Raw genomic sequence first — 22,727 nt, forward strand, 5'->3', positions numbered from 1 at the left:
CAGCAAGCTTACCGCATTCAGGTTACGGATTTAGGTTGCAATCTTCCGAATCTCTAGGTGGATTCTTCGGGTGCTTTGGTGACACCCATACGAATCTCAGAACAGAAAGAGGCCATGCTGAAGCCGCCAAACCGCTTTAGGATGCTGGTGCGCAATCTTAGATTGGGGCTCGCAAACCAGAGCCGTTCTTCGGAATACATAGTTTCGTACTCAGTCGTTAAAACGAGTGAACCATCTTCTGCGATCGCATATCGTCCGGCTACGGGTGTTTTCTCCGCATAACCCAATTCACGCAGCAGTTTCCCCGACTTTGGATCTTCTGGATCAGCCACAGGAACCAAAACGGTTGTCCCCTCATGCTTCTCCTCGTCCCACTCCATCTCGCCATTCCAGGTCACCCTGGCTCCACATAGCGCTAATGAGGGATCAACCTCATACTGCTCACACAGCTTAATCACATCAGGATTATCTGTCGGCAACATCTCTATCTGGATATTGGATTTCCCACTTTCAGACTGCTTAAACGCTAGGTGATGGCTCGTCCGCTGTGAAAACCACCGACCTGCGCTTTGTTCAAAAAACTCAACAATATCCATTCAGCTTGATCTCAAATCGACGTTTTATTCTCATTTATTCTAAGCCGAAACTTCATAGTGCAGTGAGATGAACGTGAGGATCGCAGCTAAGAGCTAGCAGTTCCTGGCCAGTGGATGCAGTTATCCGCTGATAGTTAGCCACCAACCCAGTGCCTCAAAACAACCGCACCCCGACGTTGATTGTGGCACCAAAAATAAAGTTATCGAAACCAATGTCGGGATCGGTAGACTCGCCAAATGAATAGCCGGAAAACAGCGAGATCTTGTTACGGGGGCTAAATTCATAAGATAGCTGCGCCGAAATTTGATTCGTTAAATCCTGCCGCTGAATTTGGGTGTAATCGGTATAGCTCAGTAAGTAAATTAACCCTACATCAACATTTGGCGTGAGCTGATAGGTGAGTGATGTCACTAAACGATTCAATATGCGGCTGCGGCTTTTAGGCGTTGTGAAACTGACCCGGAGCTGATAATAGGTATCCAAGCGTAAATCATCCGCTAACTGTTCACGATAAAACAGTCGGGTTTGCAGCGAATGTTCATCCAAAAACCGATCACCATCGTTCTCCGAAAAAAGCTGCCGGTTCTGCCAACCCAATTCACCATATAGACCAGAAGCAAAAACATGCCACAGGCTGGTTTGCAGCGAGAGTTCGTTATAGTCAAGCGCTGCTAAATCGTTGTAACGAACTAGAGTTCCTTCCGCCTCAGCAATCAGAATCGTACGCTGCCCTATGGTTGGGGTGGCTGAGATGGAAGCCCCAAACTGCCAGAACTGATCATTGACCGGATCAAGGCCAGAAAACGCATTGTCCGTATCAAAAAAGCTCATTTTGCCGGATAGAAACACCGGAATTTCTTGCTGAGGTCTAGAAATCGACGGCTCGCGCTCGCGCAAAATCAGAACGCCGAGTTCCGGATCTGCGGTTCTCAGTTGATTGTCTATCGCTTCTTCAGGTCGAACAGGTGTGCTGTCTATGGGAATGGGGGCACTGTCATCAATTGAAGGAATGTTTTCCGTTTCAATCATGGGAGACGTAGAATCAGGTTCGCCATTCTCTCCTGCCTGAACTGGACTGTCTTCAGTTAATTCGTCTTCTGCCTCATCTTCGGCTGTCTCATCATTTTCAGAATCCTGTTCATCAGCATCTTCTTCCTGATTGGGATCATCCCGATCAGAATCATCCTGATCATCCTGCGCAACGCTACCGTCATTTTGATCAGTGTCGTCTGAGATATCACCACTTTCTGCAGCATCAACGCTCTGATCATCAATTTTTTGCTTATTCGAACTGAATTGATTTGCGTTGGCTTGAGTCGGCGTTTCGGATAAACGTTCTAATTCAGGAACTGTCTGATCTACAACCAGTTGAGACAGGTGCTGCGACTCTGGCAGTGCTGCCTCCGGGATACGGAATTCAGATGCATTAGCGATCTCTGCCCATCCCAACAGTGATAACCAAAATCCAGGAATGATGAATAGAACTAAGTCAGAAACAGATTTAACAACTTTCACAACAAACCCCAAACCCAGGGACACCTGACCAAGCCTATGCAATTTAGGCTTGGTCACTCAGCTTATTACCTAAAAGACCTACAGCAACTTACGAAGTTCCACTTAGATCTGGCAAACCACCTGAACCGTCATCACCACCATCAGGTACTTCCGGATCATCAGGGGTCTCTGGAGTCTCAGGCGTTTCGGGAGTTTCGGGGATCTCTGGCGTTTCGGGAGTCTCAGGAGTTTCAGGGGTCTCAGGAGTCTCGGGAATCTCAGGGACTTCAGGAGTCTCAGGGACTTCAGGAGTCTCGGGGGGTTCGGGGATCTCAGGCGTTTCGGGAGTCTCCGGAATTTCAGGGGTTTCGGGCGTTTCAGGTACTTCAGGAGTCTCGGGAGTCTCGGGAGTTTCAGGAGTCTCGGGAGTCTCGGGAGTCTCGGGCGTTCCAGGTACTTCGCTTACATCATCATCTATTGGCACAGGCGGCTCAAAAACCGAGGGATCGGGCACGTCTATCACAACTGGATCTTTAATTAGATCCATAAGTTCCACTTGTGCGTTGCGCAGCTCTGCGATATCGGCCAATTTTGCCAACTCTAGCGGCAGTTCACCGAGAAACTCATTATCTGAAATCATGCGACCAACGTTGAGGGGCGCACTAATACCCAGTGAACCAAAGGATGCTGTTCCAGACGAATCGATTCGGAATGCCACAAGGTTATCCAACGAGGTATCCGGCATTCGCATAAAGATGGGAATTTGAGCCATTTCAGCTTCGAAAGATACCTGATGATCCAATGCATCCAAGGTTTCTTCTTGCACAGCTGCGATCGCAACATCAAATGGCTTGCGTTTGCCAGAGTCTAGCCCTAATCCCTGCGCTAAATTGCTGGTTTGATAAAACGTTTCTAAATCAAAATCGAACAGACGCTTAATTTCGTTACCTTCAACAACGACGAGCTGACCCGCTTCCAGCTCCTGACGTTGAGAGGCATCACGATTCCAAACTTCAATACCGCTGTCGGTCAAGGCACCGACAATAGTCGTGTCTGTCTCCTGGATATAACGGACAAACAGAGCCGATCCCCGGATTCCGGTTGTGACATTAGGTGTGTGAATTCGGGTGGTTCCTCGCCCCGGTGGGATCAGCATTAGTACGGTGCCATTAGACAACCGGAAGCTGCGGGTTCGTGGTACAAACCAGAACACCACCTGCTCACCAACCCGAGCCAGAGACCCATCATTAAATCGCAGTTCTGCCAAAGCAGCTTGCCCAGTAGCTAAACCATCGCCGGGCGTCATGCGATCGCGAATCACTGCTGTACGAGGGGTTTGGCTTTGAGGCATCAGCCGCACCTGATTTTGCAGCGCTTCAATCACAGCTTGAGTCAGCGGTGCGTTGGCCAGTGCGGGGCCCGAAAAACTCAGCGCAATTAAACCACCGAAAGCAGCTGCCCAAGGGACGCTGCAAAGCCGAATATGAGGGAACAATCTTTTCATGCGGGTTTTATAAAATGAGCATTTACTAAAGTGGGCATTGGACATCTCTACCGATGCTCTAAAACCGCTCAACCATAGTCCTAAATATTCGTTTTCTCAGACCTACATCCTGCGCAAGATTTGCAGGAGTTGCTTTTCTCCGACCAGCTCTACCGAATCCTGGCATCACAACTTCGCAAGGGACTCAAGATGTATCTGAAAGTGCAGTCAACAGGGATTGTCCAATGATCCAAACATCGTCAGACGTGGAACTTTCGACCAAATTCAGGGGTTAATTTATACAAAATTTATATAAATACCCAAAAAAGCGAACACCACTTCTGTTTTATCCTGAAAAGCATCCGTAGTCACCCTTAATTACAAAACAAATTGCCGTGAAAGTGGGTGTTCAGCCGCAAGGAGTACGTAATATTACGGATATATCAACATCTAGGTTGAATTCTTTTGTATAAATTTCATGAAGCGAATCCGGTCAACGGTAGATGTCAAACAGACAGTCTTACCAATTAGGCTGATCGTTCGAAATCAGCCAGCTTAGTACAAAGGCATTAACACAAGAATGACAAGCAAGGCTGTTTATCTCTTTGGGACAGTCGGAGCATTCTGAACAACTTGCGATCGCACTCCGCTTTTTAACCAAGCTGCGATTTAACGATTGGCCAGCGCTTACCGGATTATCATCGTCATATAAAATACTTGATGCGCAGAGAAAAAAGCCAGCCTGTTACAAACTTTTGCTAAGCAATGCAAACTTTTTGTTAATTTCTGGAAATTGTGTTATCCATGTTATGTAGGTAGGGCACAATAGCGCCATACTAAACACAAAGTTTGAATACCCCATTTGAATAAAAAATTTGAATAAAAAAGTTAGAAGTATCTATAACCTCCAAGCCCAGCCTTCTCGGTTGGGCTTTTTATTGTCTGAGCTGCTTGCTTAGCCTAACTGCTCAGCTAATAGGTACTAGAGTAATCCCCAAAGGTAAATATTTAGGTAAGGCTGCCAACTCAACTCTGCCTAAAATTATCAGCCTTTAAACAAAAACAGAGCGATTAACGGTTACTCGTTAATCGCTCTATTTGAACGGGCCTGACGGGATTCGAACCCGCAACTTCCGCCGTGACAGGGCGGTGCTCTAACCAATTGAACTACAGGCCCTTGAGCTGTGTTTGTTGCGCTCTTGACTTGAGCGATTTCTAGTATGTCAATTTGGGAGGTGTTTGTCAAACATTTTTTTGAACTTTTTTGAGAAACTGCTGCGGAACAGCTCCAATAATCACTCTAAGCCCCATCAACGCTACAACTCAGGCTTTTACGAAAAGGGGACATGAGACATGTCCCCTTTTCGTATTGTGCTAATCAATTCAAATTCTACGAGCCGTTTGCGGCTGATTGAGTTTCTCGTTCAGGCTGATACGCCTTTTCAAGCGCGCCTAGTTGCTGATCCACTTGGCCCGATAGGGCTGAGTCAATTTGCCCAACAATCAGCGCATCAGCAGAGAACAGTCCCGCACCGTTTACCAGGAAGAACAGGAAGCACGCTGCGTACAAAGCAGAGAGTTCGAGATAGGGAATGCTAAATCCCGCCACCAGAATGTGGTGATACATCGCCACCAGCATGGTGCTGAATAAACCCGCTGCGGCTAGCCGTGTACCCAATCCGAGGATTAGCAGCGGTGCACCGATTAGTTCAGTCAATCCAGCGACATAGCTAAAAAAGATGGGGAACGGCAAACCAATGACTTCAACATAAGCCTGCGCAAAGCTCTCAATATTAGAAAGCTTGTCTAATCCGTTATGAATCATTACAATACCAGCGACAACTCGCAGCACTGTCCACACGGTTTGCGATTGGTAATTTGCGGATACATTAGGCCGCAATGTCTTTGAAATAAAAGATGCTAAACGTTGAGCAGTATTCATGTCCCTTCCAAGTAGTCTCAATAAATATTAAGAATTACATTAAGAAGTATAACGAAATTTAATATTGTTGAGAGTGGTTCGAATGGCATAAACGTCAACGAATCTTCACTTTTCATGACAAATGCCAAAATAGCAACGAAGCTAAGCCACGTATTTGGCGGCTGTCGAGGAGGTCAACTGTGTGATCAAATTGAAATTCCGGCGATCCCCCTAGCGATATGCTTTAGAATTGGCTTCAGTGCTCGGTTGAGTCTACGCTCACGGGCCAATCTTAGTGAGTAAAGATCTGGATGCTCGCGGTTTGCGCTCAATTTGAGCAGATCTGAAAGGGTTGTCTCAAAGCGCAAGATGTGAAGCGGATTGATTTTTACTGAAATCTTCTAAGCAATGTTGAGTAAGTGACTGACGGATTTTTGTATATGGATGTCAAATTGATTTTGTTGGCGTTGACGCCAGTGTTTATTGTGGCTTGCCTATTCTTTGGCACGCGCAATGGTTTCTACGACACCGATAATTACCACGGCAACGGCTCAGCCCACTAAGGGCTCAGCTTATTCATTTGCCAATGGGGGCTTAGTGTTCAGCAAGTATTCAGTACTAGCGGCTTGTGATAGCTGCAACAACCAACTACTGAATTTGAATGATTTCGCGAAGCTGTTGCAATTAACCCCAAAACTGCATACCGACCAATCATGAGCAGAGTGATCCAGTCTTTTGAGTCTCTAAAAAATTGCGATCGCACGTGATCCCGCAATTTAATCTGTTTGACGTTTGTGCTTGGATAAGGCTGCTCAAGGATAGCTACAAGTCGTGACCGATTTAGAGTGCATCCCTTACGCAGCCGCACATGCGGCAGAAGGTCTCTGTCTACTGTTAAAGATGGGGGCCTATCGCATTTTGCTGGATTGCGGTCTGTCCGACGTGTCATCGCTGATTGAGCAGTCGGGTCAGCAGCCACCTGCGGATTTCGTCCTGTGTAGCCACGCCCATCCCGATCATGCTCAGGGACTACTAGCCCTGCATGAGACTTATCCTCAGCTACCCATTTACGCCAGCGAAATTACAACTCAACTGCTGCCCTTGAACTGGCCTACGGTGCAGTCTGTGCCCCATTTCTGTCGGGCACTGCCCTGGCAAACCCCGATCGAGGTGCAGGATGGACTGAGCGTCGAGCTGTATCCAGCCGGACATTTGCCGGGAGCCGCTGCTTTTTTGCTCACCTATCGAGCGGTGAATCGAACCTACACCGTGTTTTTTACGGGAGACTTCTTTTTGTCTAATTCCCGTTTGGTGCAGGGGCTGTCACTGGAACCTCTGCGGGGAATGAGGCCGGATGTGCTGATTATTGAAGGCAGTCACGGCACCGCGCGCTTTCCCCATCGTCGGCAGCAGGAAAACCAGCTTGCTGAGCGCTTGGATCAAGCCATTGCGGCTAATCAGTCCATTTTGTTGCCGACGCCGACGCTAGGGCTAGGGCAAGAACTGCTGATGCTGCTGCGGAGCCATCATCTATTTACGGGGCGAGATATTGATATTTGGGTCGAGGAGCGAGTGGCTCAGGGTTGCGATGCGTACCTGGACTTGCTGCCCCATTTTCCCAGCAGTATCCAGAATTTTGCGCGGCATCAGCCCCTGTTTTGGGACGACCGGATTCGGCCCTGTGTGCGCCGTTTACCGGATGGGCAGGCGGAGTTATCGCCCAGTAAGCCCTGTGTTGTAATTGCGCACCAAACGGCTGATTTAGCCAGTATCTTGCAGCGCCAAACTGGGCCGTGGGCTATCCTGGCGGCTCAGAGATCGCAACAAGTCAGTGCCGACCACATGAGCGATACTAAAGAACTGCTGATGCTCAGTCAGTCGCGCAGTTCGGCTAAACGGTTGCGATCGCGCTTGGCCAAAGGCCGAGCGAAGTTTGACACCTACTTGCTGAGCGATCACTGTGATGGGCCAGGGACGACCCAGCTGATTCACAATTTGCGGCCTCAGCACGTTGTCTTTGTGCATGGCTCGCCGATTTATCTGGCTGACTTAGCAGGGCTGGAAGAGCTGCACAACCGCTATCACCTGCACATGCCCGCTGCTGGCACGCTGGTGGAGTTGCCGATTGGTGATACGTTTATTCAACCTGCTGCGCCAGAAACGGTCTATGAAGGGGAGTTAACAGAGCATATTGATCACATTGCGATCGCACTTTCGTCTGCGGTCACCCGTGATCCCCGCTGGGCTAACCTGTCAGATACTGGCGTTTTAGAAGCCCGCTGGCAGGGTGATGAGCTAGTGATCCGGGGATTACCGCAGCAGGAATTGCTACAGGCGGAAGAGAGTTTTGCGATCGCAACTGACCTAGAATGCTGCGAAAACTGTGTACACTATCGCAGTCAAACCTGCTGGAATCCAGCTTCACCACTGTTCCGGTTTCAAGTCAGCCCAGATGGCTATTGTCCTGCTTTCCAACCACTGACCGACATTAGCCCCGACGATGCTGTCTCATAGGTTGTACTACCTCTACAAAATTGATGTTGAATCCGCTCGTCAACCTCGATTTGAGTTTCTGCAAAAGATACGCGTTGTACGCCTTTTGCAGAAACGATAACTATTGCCGCTTAGGTTAAGGCATGAATGTCTTGTATCTGGTAGAGCGGCTAGGCCGCTCTACAAAAATGTCAAACCCGGTGTAAATTAGGTTCAATTAGGCCGTAATCTCAACCTGATTGGTATCAACGTCGGTTGCACCCTTTACCTTTCTAGCAGTGGTCACCATCTTATCGAGCACTTGCCGATTCGGAACCTTGCCTTTTAAGACTACGGTGCTGCCTGTTTGAGCAACCCACAGCGTTTCGATGTCGTCCAGATCTGGAGCATCATCAAAAGCTTTGGCAACTCGCTTCGCCAATCCGCTCTGATCATACTCACCATTCAAGCCCATCCGCTCAGCCGGAATTGATTCTTCTTGCTTGGATTGGGGTCTCGCTTCTCGTGTAGCCGTGGCTGCTGGACGACGAGAACTGCTTTGTTTTGCCTTCTCTTCTTCTTCTTTACCAAAAATACGACTTAGCCAACTCATATTAAACGTTCCTCTTGTCTAGATTGTTACGAAAAGTGTGAACAATCTTGATTAAAGCGAACTGGCTAATGGCTAGTTATCTGCCATCTGGTCTATTAGGGTTCTATCTGAAAGCGAGTTTCATTCCGTTGTGTCCTCTATCCCAAGAGGATCCTAAATCAGGATATTGCCGCCGAATTGCTTGCAATATCTTGGTTTGGAATCTTGAACGGCTAAGCACCATGACTATTATGCTTGGCAGTGATATTCAGATAATGATTTTGGGGGCTACCTTATGCTTCATGCCCCGCCATAAAACGGTCAACTGGATAGTCTTGCCACTGACCCCGATACTTTTCAACCACAAATGGGCAAACCTCAAACCGTGGCGGATCACCAGGCTGGACGTTAATTTTCAAAAATGAATAGGGACGGTGTTTGTGGGAGCCTTTGCCGTTTCGACCCAAGAAAAGATGCGATCGCGCAATAATTTCATCCGGCACCTTAGGTTGCTCTAACCGATCTGAATCAAATAGGTTACCGCCTTCTGCCCGCTGCCGTCGCAAGCTATAGCCACTACCACCACAAACCAACCAGTCAATGTGGGAATCAGCATGGCCCGTATCGTCGGTGCGAATATGCTCCATGCAGTGGGCGTGACCGTTAATCACCAGATCTACGACCGGACGCTGGCCGGGATCAATACCAACCTGTTCAGCGACTCGATTTAATACCTGCCTGATCTCATAGCGGACAGCCAGGGTTTGGCCCTGATGCCACTTGGTCGCCTCTGTGACGTAAGGCGGATGATGGAAAAACAGAATTCTGCCTCGGCTAGTAGAATTTTGCCACGATTCAATTAAGCGCTCCTGAAGCCAGGCTAACTGCTCTAAGTCGTTTTCATTTTGTTCAAACGACCATTGCCCCGCCTGATTTTGCGTCGCGAGCTGCTTCCGAATATCTCGAATTTGTTCATCAATTTGCTCCGCCTCAGCGTAGGCATCATCGATTTGCTCACACTCGTCCGGTAGCTCAGGATCAAGCCCAGCCACGGATGCCAAAATTTCTCCTCGCTCATGCTCTAGCTCTTGCAGCCGCTGGGGAAGCTGCTGACGAATGGCTCGCCCCTCTGCCGTATCGGGGAGCGGTTGAGGATGATTAAACGTATTGGAATCCAGGGCAAAAAAGTCAATGCCGCCGTAGCTAAAGCTGTAATAGCGGTTTGGTAGCCGAGTGAATTCTCCTGGCCGATACATTAAACAGCGACCAAAGCGATCGGTGGGTTGATAGTGCTTCTCTAAATGATTGGCTAGCTGATATTCACCAATGCCTTGTAGATAGTCTAGAAACGCACGGGCAAAGGCATCTCCTTTGAACGAACCATGCCAGCCCACGTCTAGGTCGATATAGGCGCGAAATAGGTAGCGCAGTGGCCAAGAGATTTGATTGGCTAAGCCGATGAACCAGGGCAGATCGTAATAGTCGTGATTGCCCAGCACGGGTAAGATAGGCGACTGAAACACCATGCGATCGTAGGGGATCGTCTTAGGTGCTTCTCCGCCCACTAGAAACTCCCGGTAGGGACTGATGAAATTTTGGTAATACTGTTCCCGCGACCCAACCAGATAGACTACATCGCCTGTGTGCAGCGTAAAGCGACGATCGGGGCAGTTTTCTAGAAGGCTTTTGGCAATGCGGCGTTGGGGGCTATCGCCTTTGTGATGTCCGGTACCGCTATCCCCCAATACGCAAAAGGAAAAGGCTTCGTCCTGGTTTCGCCCATCATCAAGGACGACATGAGTTTGATCGATACCTTGTTTAGCAATTTGCGGATGCTGCCAGCGCACCCGCGCTTTCATTTTGCTGATCTTGGTTTTGATTCGAGGTTCCGTAACAAATTTCATGCAGTGGCAAACAAAATGACAGCACCTAGTCCTAGGTAAGACCCACTAAGCATTCGCGGGTCAGTTACCCGTATCTAACTAAGGTACTGTGTCCATGTAGGTAGGACAGCTACCAATAGTATGAGTCCCTCACGCGAACTGGAAAAAAGCGTGTCTACTCTATTGCTCAGTATAGTGCGATCGCAAATGTTAGCGATAATTGGTGAACTGAAGTGCGATCGGCCAATCTTCGCGCTTAATAAGCTGAATGGCATCCTGCAAGTCATCTTTTGACTTGGCTGAGATACGTACAGAATCGCCCTGAATCGATGCCTGCACTTTCTTAAATTCATCCCGGATCAGCTTCGTAAGTTTTTTGGCAAGTTCCTGACTAATCCCTTTTTGTAGGGTTACTTCTTGGCGAATTCGATTACCGCTCGCCGATTCAATCTTGCCAAAGTCGAAAATTTTCAGCGACAAATTCCGCTTCGCCGCCTTAGTCTGAATTACATCATGAACGGACTGAAGCGTAAACTCGCTGTCCGTGCTAATCGTGATCGTTTCGTCACCGAGATCAATCGTCGTGTTCGTATTCTTCAGATCGTATCGGCTGTTAATTTCACGCCGAGCCTGATCAAGCGCATTAACTAGCTCTTGACGATCAAAATCGCTGACAACGTCGAAGGAGTACGTTGAAGCCATAAATGCCTATTGCTCAATAACAGCTTTACAATACTAGCGCCGCAACAGTAATCGTTCTACTGACAGAGCGATAGAAGCTTGATTAGCGCTAGTGCAACACCGTGATCCACCAGAATTAGTCAAAATAGAACAGCGTAACGACCTTACGCAGATCTTCCGCCTCTTGGCAGGTTTTCAGCAGCGTATGGCTGTCATGAAAAGCAAAACAAATCAGCTGCTGGCAGCGCGAAACAATTTCTTGGTTACACACAGAGCTAGCCTCTGCCAAGGACATTGCATCATTCTCAGGATTTTCAACCAGGTGAATAACCTGCTCTAGCTGATCCCGCGATTCACGGGGTTGACGATCCAGACTTTGCGGCAAAATCACCGTTAGCAAATTCGGATCGGCTCGCATCGCCCCTCGAATGGCAGCAGAGTTTGTACCCGTTGCACCGGAAGTCAGCAGATGATTACCTGAAAGGACAAGAGCATAGCTCATCAGTTCGATTAGCCGCTGATGCGTAATAGGAACATGACGCGAACCCAGTACGGCAATTCGCTTAGAACCCGTTTCCTGAATGGTTGCTAGCTCTTGCAGGAACTCGTCAATTTTGGGAATATCGATGGATTGACTCAAAGAACAGACGCTTCAAAATGTTAAACAATCGGGCTCATTCTACCAGAAGACCTGAGCGACAAACGCAATAATCTGCAAATCAGTTTATTCGTCTGGTGTACCGCATAGTACGTTACTTTATGCGGAAATAGCTGGTTGAATACCGAGTAAGGCCATCAACCGCTCAACATCGAAGTGGGCATCCATCAGCTCTTTCATGCACTGTACTTTAATCGGTTCATGCAGACGCACCTGCCCGAACGTTTGGTCAATGATTTCTACTGTCGTCAAGGTGTCGAGATCAACTGACAAGATAGGAACTTCTAAATCTTCGGCCCGTCCCAGAATTTCAGGTGAAGGGGGTAAATGTCCTGTCAAAATCAAACACTGGGTTGAGGTTTCCAAGGCGGCAAGTTGAATGTCGGTGCGATCGCCGCCGGTCACAACTGCCATATTCTGGCCTTTCCGAAAATATTTGAGGGCTGAGTTAACGTTCATAGCCCCAATGCTGAGACTTTCAACCAGTAAGTCCATCCGCTCTCGGCTACAGAGAACTTCGGCATTGAGCCGTTCAACAAGCTCACCAACGCTAACACTCCGTAGCAGTTGATTACGAGGTAAGAGTCCAAATACAGTAATGTCTTGCTTTTCTAAGTAGGGCTTGACCGTAGTTTGCACCTTTTCAAGTTGGTCGGATGGTACGTCGTTGATCACAACACCAGCTAAATGCTTGCCGAGACGCTGCTTGGCAGCTAAGAGTGAGTCCACAACTAGCACGGAATGGAACCGAGCTACGATGAGAACTTGAGCATTCATGCATTCAGCTACTTGCGGTAGCGATAGATCAAACAGCTTGCCTTCTTCTAGGGTGCCAGGGCCTTCCAGCAGAATTAGATCACCGTTTTGCTCATTGCCGTATTCAGCTAGAGCCTGTTGATAATTAGTTTGGTCATGTCCCGATAGACGTGCTTCTATGGTTGGCTCGTCTAGGGTCAAAACAGTGGGACAAATGCGGCTGGTTGATAGATCGAGTGACTTAGCAATAAAGCGTACATCTTCATCGACTCCGTCATTCTGCTCGCTTGGGAGAGTGCCCAGAGGCTTACCGTAGGCTATTTCCAGCCCTCGATTTTGTAGCTGATAGCCAACGCCTAGAACAGTCGCGGATTTACCGCTATAGGCTTCGGTTGAGCTTATAAGAAGATACGTCGATGGTTTCGGCACGCCTTTGATCCTCACAACTTGCAGTCGATTTTACAATTGCCGCGTTACGGTTCGGCCTTTTTCCTAAAGTTTTAGCAATTCAATCTTTGCGTCTCAGGCGTTCTAGCATTCTGCTGATACTGAATGCGCTGCTAAAACGAGTCTTGGCTGCTAATCCGACTTTGTGAAAGTTACGCACTGCATGTCTTTCACAAAAAACATTCTGGGATTTTATAGCCAGATCACGGATTAAACAAACTGCTATTCGAATTTTGCCTCTGGAATTTTTGGAATTTTGCCTCTGAAATATCTTAACGAATAAGCCGAGTTATATCGTTGATGACCTTTGATGGCAGATACAAGTATCTCCTCCACACAACAAAGGAGGGCGGTTGCGATCGCAACCGCCCTCCTTTGTTGTGTGGCTTTATAGCCTATGAGGATGTGACAAGCAGTACGTTTTTACTCGTCGTACCGCATTAGTTTGCGATAGAAGGACTGGGTAAAATCGATGGGCGCTTTGCGGCGGAGCAGCAGCACAATGTCAATTAGATAATTGATGAATTCGAAATTAGCCATCGTGACTTCGTAGCTGAGTTCTGCATTGCCGTCGAATTGCATACGGCATCGGGTTAAGTCTGCTGGCAGGGAGGATACGTACCACGTTGCCAGAAAAGGAATGCTGTCTCCGCCCTCAATGGCGCGTTCTCCTTCGAGGTTGCCGCGTTTGTATAGCGTGATGGCATAGGGCAACAGGTTCCGTCGATTTCCCTGATAATAGGGAAAGTAAACGCCAACTTCCCGCTTGTCGGCGGGTTGGAGTTGCTCAATCGATAAATGGCTCGTCTGTTCCATAGGTCTGGGTGTAGTGCTACGACTGCGATCGCACAATTGGGAGGCAATTGGCAATCAGATAGATTGGCAAATAGGCAGCAGATTGAATTGGGCTATTCCCGATGGTTTAACATCGAGTCCAATGCGACATCAAATCCTGGCTCAGGCATAAGTATGCCCTGTTCTCACCCGAAAGTATGCGTCTACAGCAAAAAACTTATGTGCAATCCTAACGAGAAGCCATTAACACAAGCTCAGAGTCCTGATATTGTTTAGTTAAAGTTCGGATGTGTTTGCAATCCTTTACATCAATAATTGAATCTACGTTCTGAATCAGACGTTTATAGCGCTTCTTGCGCTAGTAAAGGGAGATTATTTTTTGAAAGCCGCGCTTCGCGCGGCTTTCAAAAAATAACTTGTACCTCAGTAGTCTAGGAAAGGCTATATCTATAGGGCTTAGCCAATATCGCTTTCACTGAGTTTTTGGCTGATTAATTTTCTTTTGAAAATCCAATCACGAGATATTTATTTCCGCTTGATAACACTTATCCAATCTATCTACTTGAGATAGTTGCCAAACGCAATCTCGTCGTGCCGATCGTACTTATGATGAAACATCATTGTCTAACAATGGATACCTATGTCTGTCACTTATGCCTGTAGTGACATGCATATCAATCGCTTTATAACTAAATTTTTATCGTTGCAATAGAGGAATCTATTCGATATCAAGTCCAATTGATTCATTTCACTTCTCGCAACGCTTTATTCTCTCTTCTTTTCTGCCTCAAAGGGCACGCAGAGATAGTTTACGGCTTGAGTTGAAGTCGCTCAATGCTTTTCCTATAACCAGCCCGACGACTCAATATACTAAATACTGGATTTCAATTTTCACTTTCGTTTAGTTTTTCATTCTTGAGATGCGCTATGCCTCCTTTGGTTGCCAATTACTACCTAACCTATCGCTGCAATGCACGCTGCCATTTTTGCGATATTTGGACACTTGAACCAGGCAAAGAAGCCGATACTGAAGCCATTAAGCATAACCTCCGTGATCTAAAACGGCTCGGAGTGAAATATATAGATTTCACTGGTGGAGAGCCGTTACTGCGGTCAGATGTGGCTGAGGTCTATACCGAAGCTAAGCAGCTAGGATTTATGACCAGCATGACCAGCAACGCCATTCTTTATCCGCGTAAAGCTAGAGAAATTCAAGGCTTAATTGACTTCTTAAATTTCTCCTTGGATGGGGCAGATGCGGAAACCCATGATCAATCAAGGGGCGTCCAAATTTTTGACAACTTGGTTGAGTCTGTCAAATTAGCGAAATCATTGGGAGAATACCCCGTTCTTAACCACACTGTCACCGCACAGAACTATGATCGAATTGGGGAAGTTGCACAGTTAGGCGCTGATTTAGGCGTCAGAGTTTGGCTCAATCCGGCTTTCACCGCTCATGATCGCTATAACGACGGTAAAAATCCAACTCCCGAAATCGTGAAGGCGATTCGAGATACAGCCAAGCAGTATCCTAATATGGGCTTTAATAAAGCTGCGCTGGCGTTTATTGAAGCAGGTGGAAACGATACCCGCAATCCACGCTGTAAAGCTGTTGATGCGGTAATTGCGATCTCGCCAAACGATGAGTTGCTCTTACCGTGCTATCACTTTGCTCAGAAGGGCTTGCCAATTCAGGGTAGGCTATATGAGTTATATAAACAATCTACCGAAGTCGAGCGGTATCGCCGCGATCAGGGACGATTGTCCGTTTGTGAGGGATGCACGGTTTGGTGTTATCTCATCCCCAGCTTCTTCCTCGGTATTGATAAATATTGGTGGTTAAATCAGGTTACCTATGCCGGAGAATTCCTGGCCCGAAAACGAATCTCACAAGGTGTTCGCACCGCTTGATCCGGACTTCGATTTAATGGATGCCGATCTCTCTAGCTCCAGTTTTCTGGATCGGGGGTTAGTTGGGCGACGGCGAAAAGCAGCAGTTGCCCTATCGATTGTCTGGGGAAGCGTGATTGCGCTGCATTTGTTGTCCTGGGGAGTTTGGCTTGTCCTAGCATTAACGCTGGTGATGGCTGTCCATGCGATTCGGGTTGTCGTTGTGCGCCCGCCTCAACCACCTGAACCCCTCTCGGCAGAACGCTCTTCTCCAGATGACTGGCCTTACGTTTCGCTGTTGGTTGCAGCCAAAAACGAGGAGTCGGTGATCGGTGGTCTCGTGCGGCATCTGTGCAGCTTGGATTATCCAGCTCATCGCTATGACCTATGGGTGATCGATGATAATAGCAGCGATCGCACTCCCAAAATTTTGGATCGGCTGGCCCAGCAGTATCCCCAGTTGAACGTGATTCATCGGGATGCCACGGCTACGGGCGGCAAATCCGGGGCGCTAAATTTGGTCTGGCCCCAAACCCAGGCGGACATTATCGCCGTGTTTGATGCCGATGCCCAAGTGCCACCCGATCTGCTGCGTCGGGTTTTATCGTATTTTGACCAGCCCAATGTAGGTGCGGTTCAAGTGCGAAAAGCGATCGCAAATGCAAGCACGAACTTCTGGACAAAGGGACAAGTGGCCGAAATGGCGCTGGATACCTTCTTTCAGCAGCAGCGGATTGCGCTGGGCGGGATTGGCGAACTGCGCGGCAATGGCCAATTTGTGCGTCGGCAAGCGCTAGAAACCTGCGGCGGCTGGAACGAGGAAACGATCACAGATGACCTCGATTTAACCCTGCGGCTGCATCTCTATCACTGGGATATTGACTGTTTATGCTATCCACCTGTACATGAAGAAGGCGTAACGCGGGCCATGGGACTCTGGCATCAACGGAATCGCTGGGCAGAGGGTGGCTATCAGCGCTATTTGGACTACTGGCGCTGGATCGCCCAAAACCGGATGGGTTTCAGCAAAACCTTCGATCTGGTGATGTTCCTAATTACCCAGTACGTCTTGCCAATGGCGGCCATTCCTGATTTAGCAATGGCGCTGTGGCGTGGTCGTGCGCCTGTCCTGGCTCCCGTGACAACGCTAACAACGTCGCTGCTCGTGTTCGCCATGTTTGCCGGACTGCGACGCACGAGTAAGCCCTCGGTGTTGATCGCCATGTTGCAGACCCTGCGCGGTACGCTATACATGCTGCACTGGATTCCGGTGATGACCAGCACTACCATGCGGATGGCCGTACGTCCGAAGCGGCTCAAGTGGGTAAAGACCGTCCACCAAGGCTCAGATGACGAATGGCTGGATGTTGAAGTTTCAAATTCCTAAACTTGATTTTCGAAACCCGCAAGGGGCGCACTGAGTGCGCCCCTTGCGGGTTTTAAACCACTCCGCTAGAACGGGAGATCGTCATCATCGTCGTCATCGTCAGTACTGAGGTCAGCAGATGGGGTGGGAAGGGAAGTAGCGGTTGACGTGAATGTGCGATCGCGATCGCGGATCTCCTCACTAGAAACAGCCGCATGATCGATGGAATGACTCCGCAGATCAGCTGAACCAGTTGAATTGGTCGGTGCCACCGAAGTTGACTGAGCTAAATCGGCTGTGGCTGACCAGAACATCGCATCGGCTTCATTCATTTCCACCACCTGACCGTTGAAAAACTGGGCAAAGCTGCGGCTAGCTCGCGCAACGGCATCTTCAGTGTAAACCGACGGCATCGGCCCCACCGATTCAAAAGCCGATCCAGGTGCAGAGACTGCCTCGTTCGATTGCGGTAGATCCGCATCTAAAGCCGTTCTAGCTGCGGGTGGCAATGAGGTAGAAGCAGGCTGTGTGATCGTTTCGCTGCTCGTTTCACCAACAGTCGCAGAACTCCAAGCACCATTCTGCGTATCGATTTCAGTTACCTGGTTGGAGTAGCCATTGGTAGAGGTCGCGATTGAGCTACCGTTCTGACTGCTGCCGCTGTCGGAAGTGGTGGCAGGCTGCTCTATGGGGGCGATCGCTGAACTGGGGCTCGCGTCTAAATCCGCCGATGCCGGAGGAGATGAAGCTGAGACATCAGCCGCCACAGTGAGGCTAATCCGGATGGGATGATTGACGACGAGCGCAAAAGCCTTTTCGATGTCAGGGACTTTGCTTTGGGCAATTTTGAGCAGATTACGGGAGCTAATCGCTACAGTCGCTTGATTGCCTGTGTATTCGAGCAGCTCACCATGCTCTTTGAGCAGCGCCTTGCTCAACGGATGCAGCCGTCCGATCACCTGCTGCCAAATTTCGCGAATATTGACCTGCGGCACCGGGGGCGACGATTCAGGGACGGCTGGCTGCGCTGGAGTAGGAACAGGTGCAGGCGGCGCTTTAGGTGGCTGGGTATGAGGGGAATCCACACCAGCAGAATCGTTCGGTGCCGTTTGAACAGGTTGAGCGGGTACCGTCTGTGCCGGAGGAGCAGCAGCAGACTGAACGGTTGCGGCTGCGGCTGGAGCCGTGGGCTGAGCTGCGCCAGCACCGTTTTGCTCAAGACTCGCAACGGGAGCCGGATGTACGGCTGAGACAGGCACTTGGGGAGAAGGCGATTTTGCGGGAGCCGTTGGGGCCGTCGGGGCTGTAGGCTGCAATTCCCTGCGCGATGGCAAGGCTGAACGTGTGTCTAAGCTGGCTGCCACAGTTTGTGCCGCCAGAGTAGACGGTAGGAGTCCAAGCAGTGTAACTTCTAGCCACAGTCGCGGCTGTGTGGTGTTTTTCACCTGAACTTCGGCCTCGCGGAGCCGCTGCTGACCGGCCAGGATTAATCCCAAATCTAGGGACTGAGTGAAGTCCACCAGCTCAGCCCAAGTAGACGGCGTGATAGCTACTAGATCATTGCGATCGCAAGCTGTTTTCGCCACTAGCAAATCACGGTAAAAGCTAGCCAAATTTTGCAGCACCACCAGCGGCTCACGGCCTCGATCCATCAGGTGCCGCGCTTGTTCTAGCACCTGCACCCCGTCATCCGCCGCGATCGCCCGCACCAGGGCTAGCAGATTGCGTTCGGGCACGGCACCAACCAAGTCCCAGACACGTTCAACTGTCACGCCTTCAGTCAACAAACTGAGCTGATCTAGCAAACTTTGGGCATCACGTAGACCACCTTGGGACACCTGAGCAACGAGACGTAGCGCATCCGGTTCGATCTGAATCCCTTCCTGATTGGCAATAGTTTGCAAGTGCGCCACCATTTCTTCCAGGGGTATGCGGCGAAAGTCAAACCGCTGACAGCGCGAAATAATAGTCGGCAACACCCGCTGCGGATCGGTAGTGGCCAGGACAAATACAACCCGCTCCGGTGGTTCTTCTAACGTTTTCAGCAGCGCATTAAAGGCCGCTGTGCTGAGCATGTGGCACTCGTCAATCACATACACTTTGTAGCGACACTGGACAGGGGCAAACTGCGCCCTTTCAATCAGTTCGCGAATGTTGTCTACCCCAGTATTGCTGGCCGCGTCGATTTCAATTACGTCCAGCGCAGAACCTTTGGTGATGCTGCGGCAGGTTTCGCACTGCCCGCAGGGGGTCGGTGTTGGGTTGTCAGTCTGAACACAGTTCAGCGATTTGGCTAGAATCCGAGCACTCGACGTTTTGCCCGTACCGCGTGGGCCGCAAAATAGATAGGCTGGCGGAATCCGCTGCTGCTGGAGAGCACTGCATAGAGTAGTTGCGATCGCACTTTGCCCCACCAGTTGAGCAAAGGATTGGGGTCGATATTTGTGATGAAGGGGTTCGTAGACCATAGCCAACCTAAGTGCCCCTCCTATTGTAAAAACTGCTGGTCAAAACTGTGGGCTGCTGCACAGCCCTTTGATTAAATCGTCAGTCCGGCAAGTTTGCAAGGGGGGAAGTAAAAGTTTGCTTTTAAGCAACTGGAGCCGGATCGGCTGGAGTTGCCCGGCTAGCCAGCACCCAAAACCAGAGGGCACCGAGACCCAGCAGAATGACGAGCAGCTGAATCAGACCACCCAAGATTGGAATCGCTGTTAACAATACAAAAATTATTAGGCCAACAGCGAGGGCGGCAATTCGTCGAGTGGCCCAGTTTTGCTGAGTTGCTTGTAACAGTCGCTGTCCGCCCCAATAGCTGAGAGCAATGGCTGGAATATAGCTTATAAACAGCAAGAAGCCAATTATCAGCGTTGCGTTTCCAAGAAAGCCTACACCCAAAATTAACGGTGCGAGATTCCATAAGAAGGAACCCAGGATGACGGCTAGAACAATTGTCACAATGGGAATTGCGATCGCACATAGGCCCACAAGCAACAAGGTCAAAATCCCCCAGCCCAAACTCGGCAGCGGCTTCGCTTGCACGGTACTAGACAGCCGCTGAATCCAACTGGGCACCAGCCAGAGCAGTAATGAGCCAATCAGCAACAGCGTAATCCAGCGCTGCACAATATCCCACACCACCGACGCGGCCCCCACGGGTTCCACTTCGGCGGCTTCAATCGGTTCCCGTTCAGTCTCTCCCGCAATTTGGGCGGCTGGATCGATAATGGCTTCGCTATTGGATTGGTAAATTAAATCGCCCCCAATCTGCGCCGAGTTTGTCACCGTAAACGCAAGCGGCACCTCCGGCACAGGCACAGGCGAGGGGGGTACAAAGGGCGGTTCAATTACCACAATCGGACGTTCTCCTGAATCGGCTTCATCCTCTGCTCCGGCCACAGCGACATCAACGTTTTCACCCACCGTGCCGCGCAGTTCGAGAGCGGCCATTGCCCCCTGAAACTCTTCTTGTACCACGCCCGCAATCAGCGCCTGTGCGCCCGCGAACGATAGATCGCCAGCGATTTCACTGCCGGACTGCGTTTCTAAACTAGCGCCCGCTGCCACTACGTCATCACCAATGCGAGCCACGCTGCCAATTTGCAGCACTTGTCCCGCCATCCGCACGTCATCCGTCACCGTGCCGTTGATGACGATAGCCTGACCAGCAGCAATCAAGTCTCCTTCAACTAGGCCATTGATAATAATCTCGCGACCTGCACCGATCACGTCGCCACGCACCGTGCCGTCAATCCGCACTGTAGATCCAGCAACATAAAGATCGTCTTCAACGACTTCATCCTGAGCAATGGTAATGTACTCTCCGGCTCGGCTATCCATCGCCCAAACGGATTTGCCCACACCCACACCGAACAGCAGCAACACGGTCGCCATAATCAGTAGCGTTCGTCTGAAAACACGCTGTAGTGGTTTCATAGCTCATCTCCTTAGCGAGATTTCGGATTGAGTTCAGATTGAATTTTGTATTCTGCCTTTCCTGCTTTGCGCTCTCTGCTCCACTTTAATAAATAGCGCAATAAATCACACTGGATGCTTGTCTCAAAGTCATCTACATGTGTGAATATGTCAGAAGTTAATCCAAGCTAATTTGCAAATCGGAGGTGTGGTGGTGAAGAAACAGTTGATTGGCAGCACAGGACTTGCGATCGCACTTGCGCTCAGTTCAACTCTACCTGTGCAATCGCAGACTAGCGTCAGCACCGAATGCGGCACCCTCTTGCAAACCGTTAATGAAACGACGACAAACCTAGCATCGGTGTTTAGCAGCGGCGCACCGGATGTTGAGCTATTTAGCACAGCCTCTGAAATGACAGCAGGTGCCGCCGAGAACTTTGCGGCCCTGGAACTCAGCGACGAGCAGCTCACGGCGTATCAAGGTAATTTTGCTGAACTGTACACAACACTGAGCGATGTAACGGGTCGCTTTGCCGGAGCACTGCAAGCCGAAGACGGCGAAGCTATTCAAACCATCTACGAAGAGTTCCGCATAGCAGTGCGTCCAGAGTGGGAACTGATTCAGGATACTCAAACCTATTGCCAGGGACAGTAATTTACACAAATAAAAAAGGCACAGCTTAGCGCCATGCCTCCACAGAATCAGAATTGGACTTGCTTTCTATATTAACGGATGCGATCGCATGTGTCTTACATACAGTCGCTCACGTTTGCTGATCAAGCTACTTAACCGCTGCGGCTGCCGCTACTTCGTCAGCAAAGTTGCTTTCTTCTTTTTCGATGCCTTCACCCAGAACAAAGCGAACAAAGCGACGAATTTGGATGTTCTCACCCAGTTGCGCAATACTTTGCTTAACCAGCTCATCAACAGTGATATTAGTATCCCGAATATATGCCTGATCGAGCAGAGACAGCTCTTTCCGCCGCTTCTCAATCCGACCATCTACGATCTTGGCGCGAATATTCTCTGGCTTACTCGCCAGATCTTCACGACCCATTTCGATTTCGCGCTCTTTCTCGATCATGTCGGATGGTACGTCATCAGTGCTAACGTACTCAACATTGGGGCAAGCCACAATTTGCATTGCAATATTACGCACCAACTCCTGAAATTCTTCGCGACGAGCCACGAAATCGGTTTCGCAGTTGACTTCAACCAATACGCCGACTCTTCCACCCGTGTGGATATACTGACCGACTAGTCCCTCAGCGGCAACCCGACCTGCTTTCTTGTCAGCGGATGCCATGCCTTTCTTACGCAACCACTCTGCGGCCTTTTCCATATCGCCGTCAGATTCTTTGAGGGCCTTTTTACAGTCCATCATGCCTGCGCCTGTTTTCTCGCGCAGTTCTTTTACGAGCTTTGCTGAAATTTCCGCCATTGTGATTGGATTCCTGTAATGAATCTACAGATCGACTAAATTAAGTGGCTGCATAAGTTAAATGCATATCTAAAAACCGGGGGAGCGCCCCGGAGGGGCGCTCCCCCGGTTTTTAGATGCGTTTATTTATGCCAACCTACTGAAATGAACAAAAAGAACGATTTCGGGTGGTGTAGGCGGTGCCCACACCACCCGAAATCATTACCCACATACCACTACCAATGAATATAGAGAGGCCAAATAAGGCACTGCTTTATCTTCACTCTATCGAAATCGGGAACCATCCGTGAATAATCTCGGATACCTTTTGATTCGGATTAGTAATTATTAGGTAGCGA

The 22,727-nt window shown here is 49.4% G+C and carries 18 protein-coding genes and 1 tRNA gene; 5 read left to right on the top strand and 14 right to left on the bottom strand.

The genetic code is table 11. The features are described from left to right. Nucleotides 1-53: 53 nt before the first annotated feature. From AC286M_RS25955 to AC286M_RS25975, 5 genes are all read right to left on the bottom strand, one after another. Nucleotides 54-596, bottom strand: coding sequence for a phycobiliprotein lyase (locus AC286M_RS25955; RefSeq protein WP_488207128.1), 543 nt, complete (start codon nucleotides 594-596; stop codon nucleotides 54-56). A 154-nt stretch (nucleotides 597-750) separates the two neighbouring features. After that, a complete protein-coding gene (locus AC286M_RS25960; RefSeq protein WP_488207129.1) occupies nucleotides 751-2,112 on the bottom strand; it encodes a hypothetical protein in 1,362 nt (453 codons plus the stop codon). Between the two features lie 88 nt (nucleotides 2,113-2,200). Beyond that, nucleotides 2,201-3,595, bottom strand: a complete 1,395-nt coding sequence (locus tag AC286M_RS25965) for a FecR domain-containing protein (RefSeq protein WP_488207130.1) — start codon at nucleotides 3,593-3,595, stop codon at nucleotides 2,201-2,203. A gap of 1,082 nt (nucleotides 3,596-4,677) precedes the next feature. Then, nucleotides 4,678-4,751 (bottom strand) — tRNA-Asp (locus AC286M_RS25970). A 213-nt stretch (nucleotides 4,752-4,964) separates the two neighbouring features. Continuing rightward, nucleotides 4,965-5,516 carry a DoxX family protein gene (locus tag AC286M_RS25975; RefSeq protein ID WP_488207131.1) on the bottom strand — a complete coding sequence of 184 codons (552 nt, stop codon included), beginning with the start codon at nucleotides 5,514-5,516 and terminating at the stop codon, nucleotides 4,965-4,967. Between the two features lie 419 nt (nucleotides 5,517-5,935). Between AC286M_RS25975 and AC286M_RS25980 the strand changes: the two genes are divergently transcribed. Together AC286M_RS25980 and AC286M_RS25985 are read left to right on the top strand one after the other, a co-directional pair. Next, nucleotides 5,936-6,058, top strand: coding sequence for a DUF8629 family protein (locus AC286M_RS25980; RefSeq protein WP_488207132.1), 123 nt, complete (start codon nucleotides 5,936-5,938; stop codon nucleotides 6,056-6,058). Between the two features lie 268 nt (nucleotides 6,059-6,326). Next, nucleotides 6,327-8,009, top strand: a complete 1,683-nt coding sequence (locus AC286M_RS25985) for an MBL fold metallo-hydrolase (RefSeq protein WP_488207133.1) — start codon at nucleotides 6,327-6,329, stop codon at nucleotides 8,007-8,009. Between the two features lie 196 nt (nucleotides 8,010-8,205). On the opposite strand, the gene AC286M_RS25990 is transcribed toward AC286M_RS25985, so the two are convergent. The 6 genes from AC286M_RS25990 to ebsA all read right to left on the bottom strand — a co-directional run bounded on the left by AC286M_RS25990 (nucleotide 8,206) and on the right by ebsA (nucleotide 13,800). Beyond that, entirely contained in the window at nucleotides 8,206-8,580 is a 375-nt protein-coding gene (locus AC286M_RS25990) for a BON domain-containing protein (RefSeq protein WP_488207134.1), read from the bottom strand. A 272-nt stretch (nucleotides 8,581-8,852) separates the two neighbouring features. Continuing rightward, the gene (locus AC286M_RS25995) at nucleotides 8,853-10,463 is read right to left on the bottom strand and encodes a metallophosphoesterase family protein (protein ID WP_488207135.1); all 1,611 of its coding nucleotides are present in this window, start codon (nucleotides 10,461-10,463) and stop codon (nucleotides 8,853-8,855) included. A gap of 189 nt (nucleotides 10,464-10,652) precedes the next feature. Continuing rightward, nucleotides 10,653-11,144: a YajQ family cyclic di-GMP-binding protein gene (locus AC286M_RS26000; protein WP_488207136.1), complete on the bottom strand. Its 492-nt coding sequence runs from the start codon at nucleotides 11,142-11,144 to the stop codon at nucleotides 10,653-10,655. Nucleotides 11,145-11,259: 115 nt separating this feature from the next. Then, nucleotides 11,260-11,763 carry a DNA recombination-mediator protein A gene (locus AC286M_RS26005; protein ID WP_488207137.1) on the bottom strand — a complete coding sequence of 168 codons (504 nt, stop codon included), beginning with the start codon at nucleotides 11,761-11,763 and terminating at the stop codon, nucleotides 11,260-11,262. Nucleotides 11,764-11,880: 117 nt separating this feature from the next. Further along, a complete protein-coding gene (locus AC286M_RS26010; protein ID WP_488207138.1) occupies nucleotides 11,881-12,966 on the bottom strand; it encodes a phosphotransacetylase family protein in 1,086 nt (361 codons plus the stop codon). A 441-nt stretch (nucleotides 12,967-13,407) separates the two neighbouring features. Continuing rightward, nucleotides 13,408-13,800 carry a type IV pilus biogenesis protein EbsA gene (gene ebsA / locus AC286M_RS26015; protein WP_488207139.1) on the bottom strand — a complete coding sequence of 131 codons (393 nt, stop codon included), beginning with the start codon at nucleotides 13,798-13,800 and terminating at the stop codon, nucleotides 13,408-13,410. Between the two features lie 906 nt (nucleotides 13,801-14,706). Between ebsA and AC286M_RS26020 the strand changes: the two genes are divergently transcribed. Both AC286M_RS26020 and AC286M_RS26025 read left to right on the top strand, forming a co-directional pair. Continuing rightward, nucleotides 14,707-15,690, top strand: a complete 984-nt coding sequence (locus AC286M_RS26020; RefSeq protein ID WP_488207140.1) for a radical SAM protein — start codon at nucleotides 14,707-14,709, stop codon at nucleotides 15,688-15,690. Continuing rightward, nucleotides 15,635-17,056 carry a glycosyltransferase family 2 protein gene (locus AC286M_RS26025; protein ID WP_488207141.1) on the top strand — a complete coding sequence of 474 codons (1,422 nt, stop codon included), beginning with the start codon at nucleotides 15,635-15,637 and terminating at the stop codon, nucleotides 17,054-17,056. Before AC286M_RS26020 ends, AC286M_RS26025 begins: the two co-directional genes overlap by 56 nt. A gap of 65 nt (nucleotides 17,057-17,121) precedes the next feature. On the opposite strand, the gene AC286M_RS26030 is transcribed toward AC286M_RS26025, so the two are convergent. Both AC286M_RS26030 and AC286M_RS26035 read right to left on the bottom strand, forming a co-directional pair. Further along, a complete protein-coding gene (locus AC286M_RS26030) occupies nucleotides 17,122-19,503 on the bottom strand; it encodes a DNA polymerase III subunit gamma/tau (RefSeq protein ID WP_488207142.1) in 2,382 nt (793 codons plus the stop codon). A 121-nt stretch (nucleotides 19,504-19,624) separates the two neighbouring features. After that, nucleotides 19,625-20,968, bottom strand: a complete 1,344-nt coding sequence (locus tag AC286M_RS26035; protein ID WP_488207143.1) for a bactofilin family protein — start codon at nucleotides 20,966-20,968, stop codon at nucleotides 19,625-19,627. 193 nt (nucleotides 20,969-21,161) lie between these two features. Between AC286M_RS26035 and AC286M_RS26040 the strand changes: the two genes are divergently transcribed. Beyond that, a complete protein-coding gene (locus AC286M_RS26040) occupies nucleotides 21,162-21,602 on the top strand; it encodes a hypothetical protein (protein WP_488207144.1) in 441 nt (146 codons plus the stop codon). Nucleotides 21,603-21,729: 127 nt separating this feature from the next. On the opposite strand, the gene tsf is transcribed toward AC286M_RS26040, so the two are convergent. Then, nucleotides 21,730-22,389 carry a translation elongation factor Ts gene (gene tsf, locus AC286M_RS26045; RefSeq protein ID WP_488207145.1) on the bottom strand — a complete coding sequence of 220 codons (660 nt, stop codon included), beginning with the start codon at nucleotides 22,387-22,389 and terminating at the stop codon, nucleotides 21,730-21,732. Nucleotides 22,390-22,727 lie beyond the last annotated feature (338 nt).

This window comes from Thainema salinarum CENA647 (assembly GCF_057732415.1).

Excerpts from the sequence above, each read along its gene's own strand:
- AC286M_RS25955 (WP_488207128.1), bottom strand. The coding sequence starts at position 596 with ATGGATATTGTTGAGTTTTTTGAACAAAGCGCAGGTCGGTGGTTTTCA.
- AC286M_RS25965 (WP_488207130.1), bottom strand. The coding sequence starts at position 3,595 with ATGAAAAGATTGTTCCCTCATATTCGGCTTTGCAGCGTCCCTTGGGCA.
- AC286M_RS25975 (WP_488207131.1), bottom strand. The coding sequence starts at position 5,516 with ATGAATACTGCTCAACGTTTAGCATCTTTTATTTCAAAGACATTGCGG.
- AC286M_RS25980 (WP_488207132.1), top strand. The coding sequence starts at position 5,936 with ATGGATGTCAAATTGATTTTGTTGGCGTTGACGCCAGTGTTTATTGTG.
- AC286M_RS25990 (WP_488207134.1), bottom strand. The coding sequence starts at position 8,580 with ATGAGTTGGCTAAGTCGTATTTTTGGTAAAGAAGAAGAAGAGAAGGCA.
- AC286M_RS25995 (WP_488207135.1), bottom strand. The coding sequence starts at position 10,463 with ATGAAATTTGTTACGGAACCTCGAATCAAAACCAAGATCAGCAAAATG.
- AC286M_RS26000 (WP_488207136.1), bottom strand. The coding sequence starts at position 11,144 with ATGGCTTCAACGTACTCCTTCGACGTTGTCAGCGATTTTGATCGTCAA.
- ebsA (WP_488207139.1), bottom strand. The coding sequence starts at position 13,800 with ATGGAACAGACGAGCCATTTATCGATTGAGCAACTCCAACCCGCCGAC.
- AC286M_RS26020 (WP_488207140.1), top strand. The coding sequence starts at position 14,707 with ATGCCTCCTTTGGTTGCCAATTACTACCTAACCTATCGCTGCAATGCA.
- AC286M_RS26025 (WP_488207141.1), top strand. The coding sequence starts at position 15,635 with ATGCCGGAGAATTCCTGGCCCGAAAACGAATCTCACAAGGTGTTCGCA.
- AC286M_RS26030 (WP_488207142.1), bottom strand. The coding sequence starts at position 19,503 with ATGGTCTACGAACCCCTTCATCACAAATATCGACCCCAATCCTTTGCT.
- AC286M_RS26035 (WP_488207143.1), bottom strand. The coding sequence starts at position 20,968 with ATGAAACCACTACAGCGTGTTTTCAGACGAACGCTACTGATTATGGCG.
- tsf (WP_488207145.1), bottom strand. The coding sequence starts at position 22,389 with ATGGCGGAAATTTCAGCAAAGCTCGTAAAAGAACTGCGCGAGAAAACA.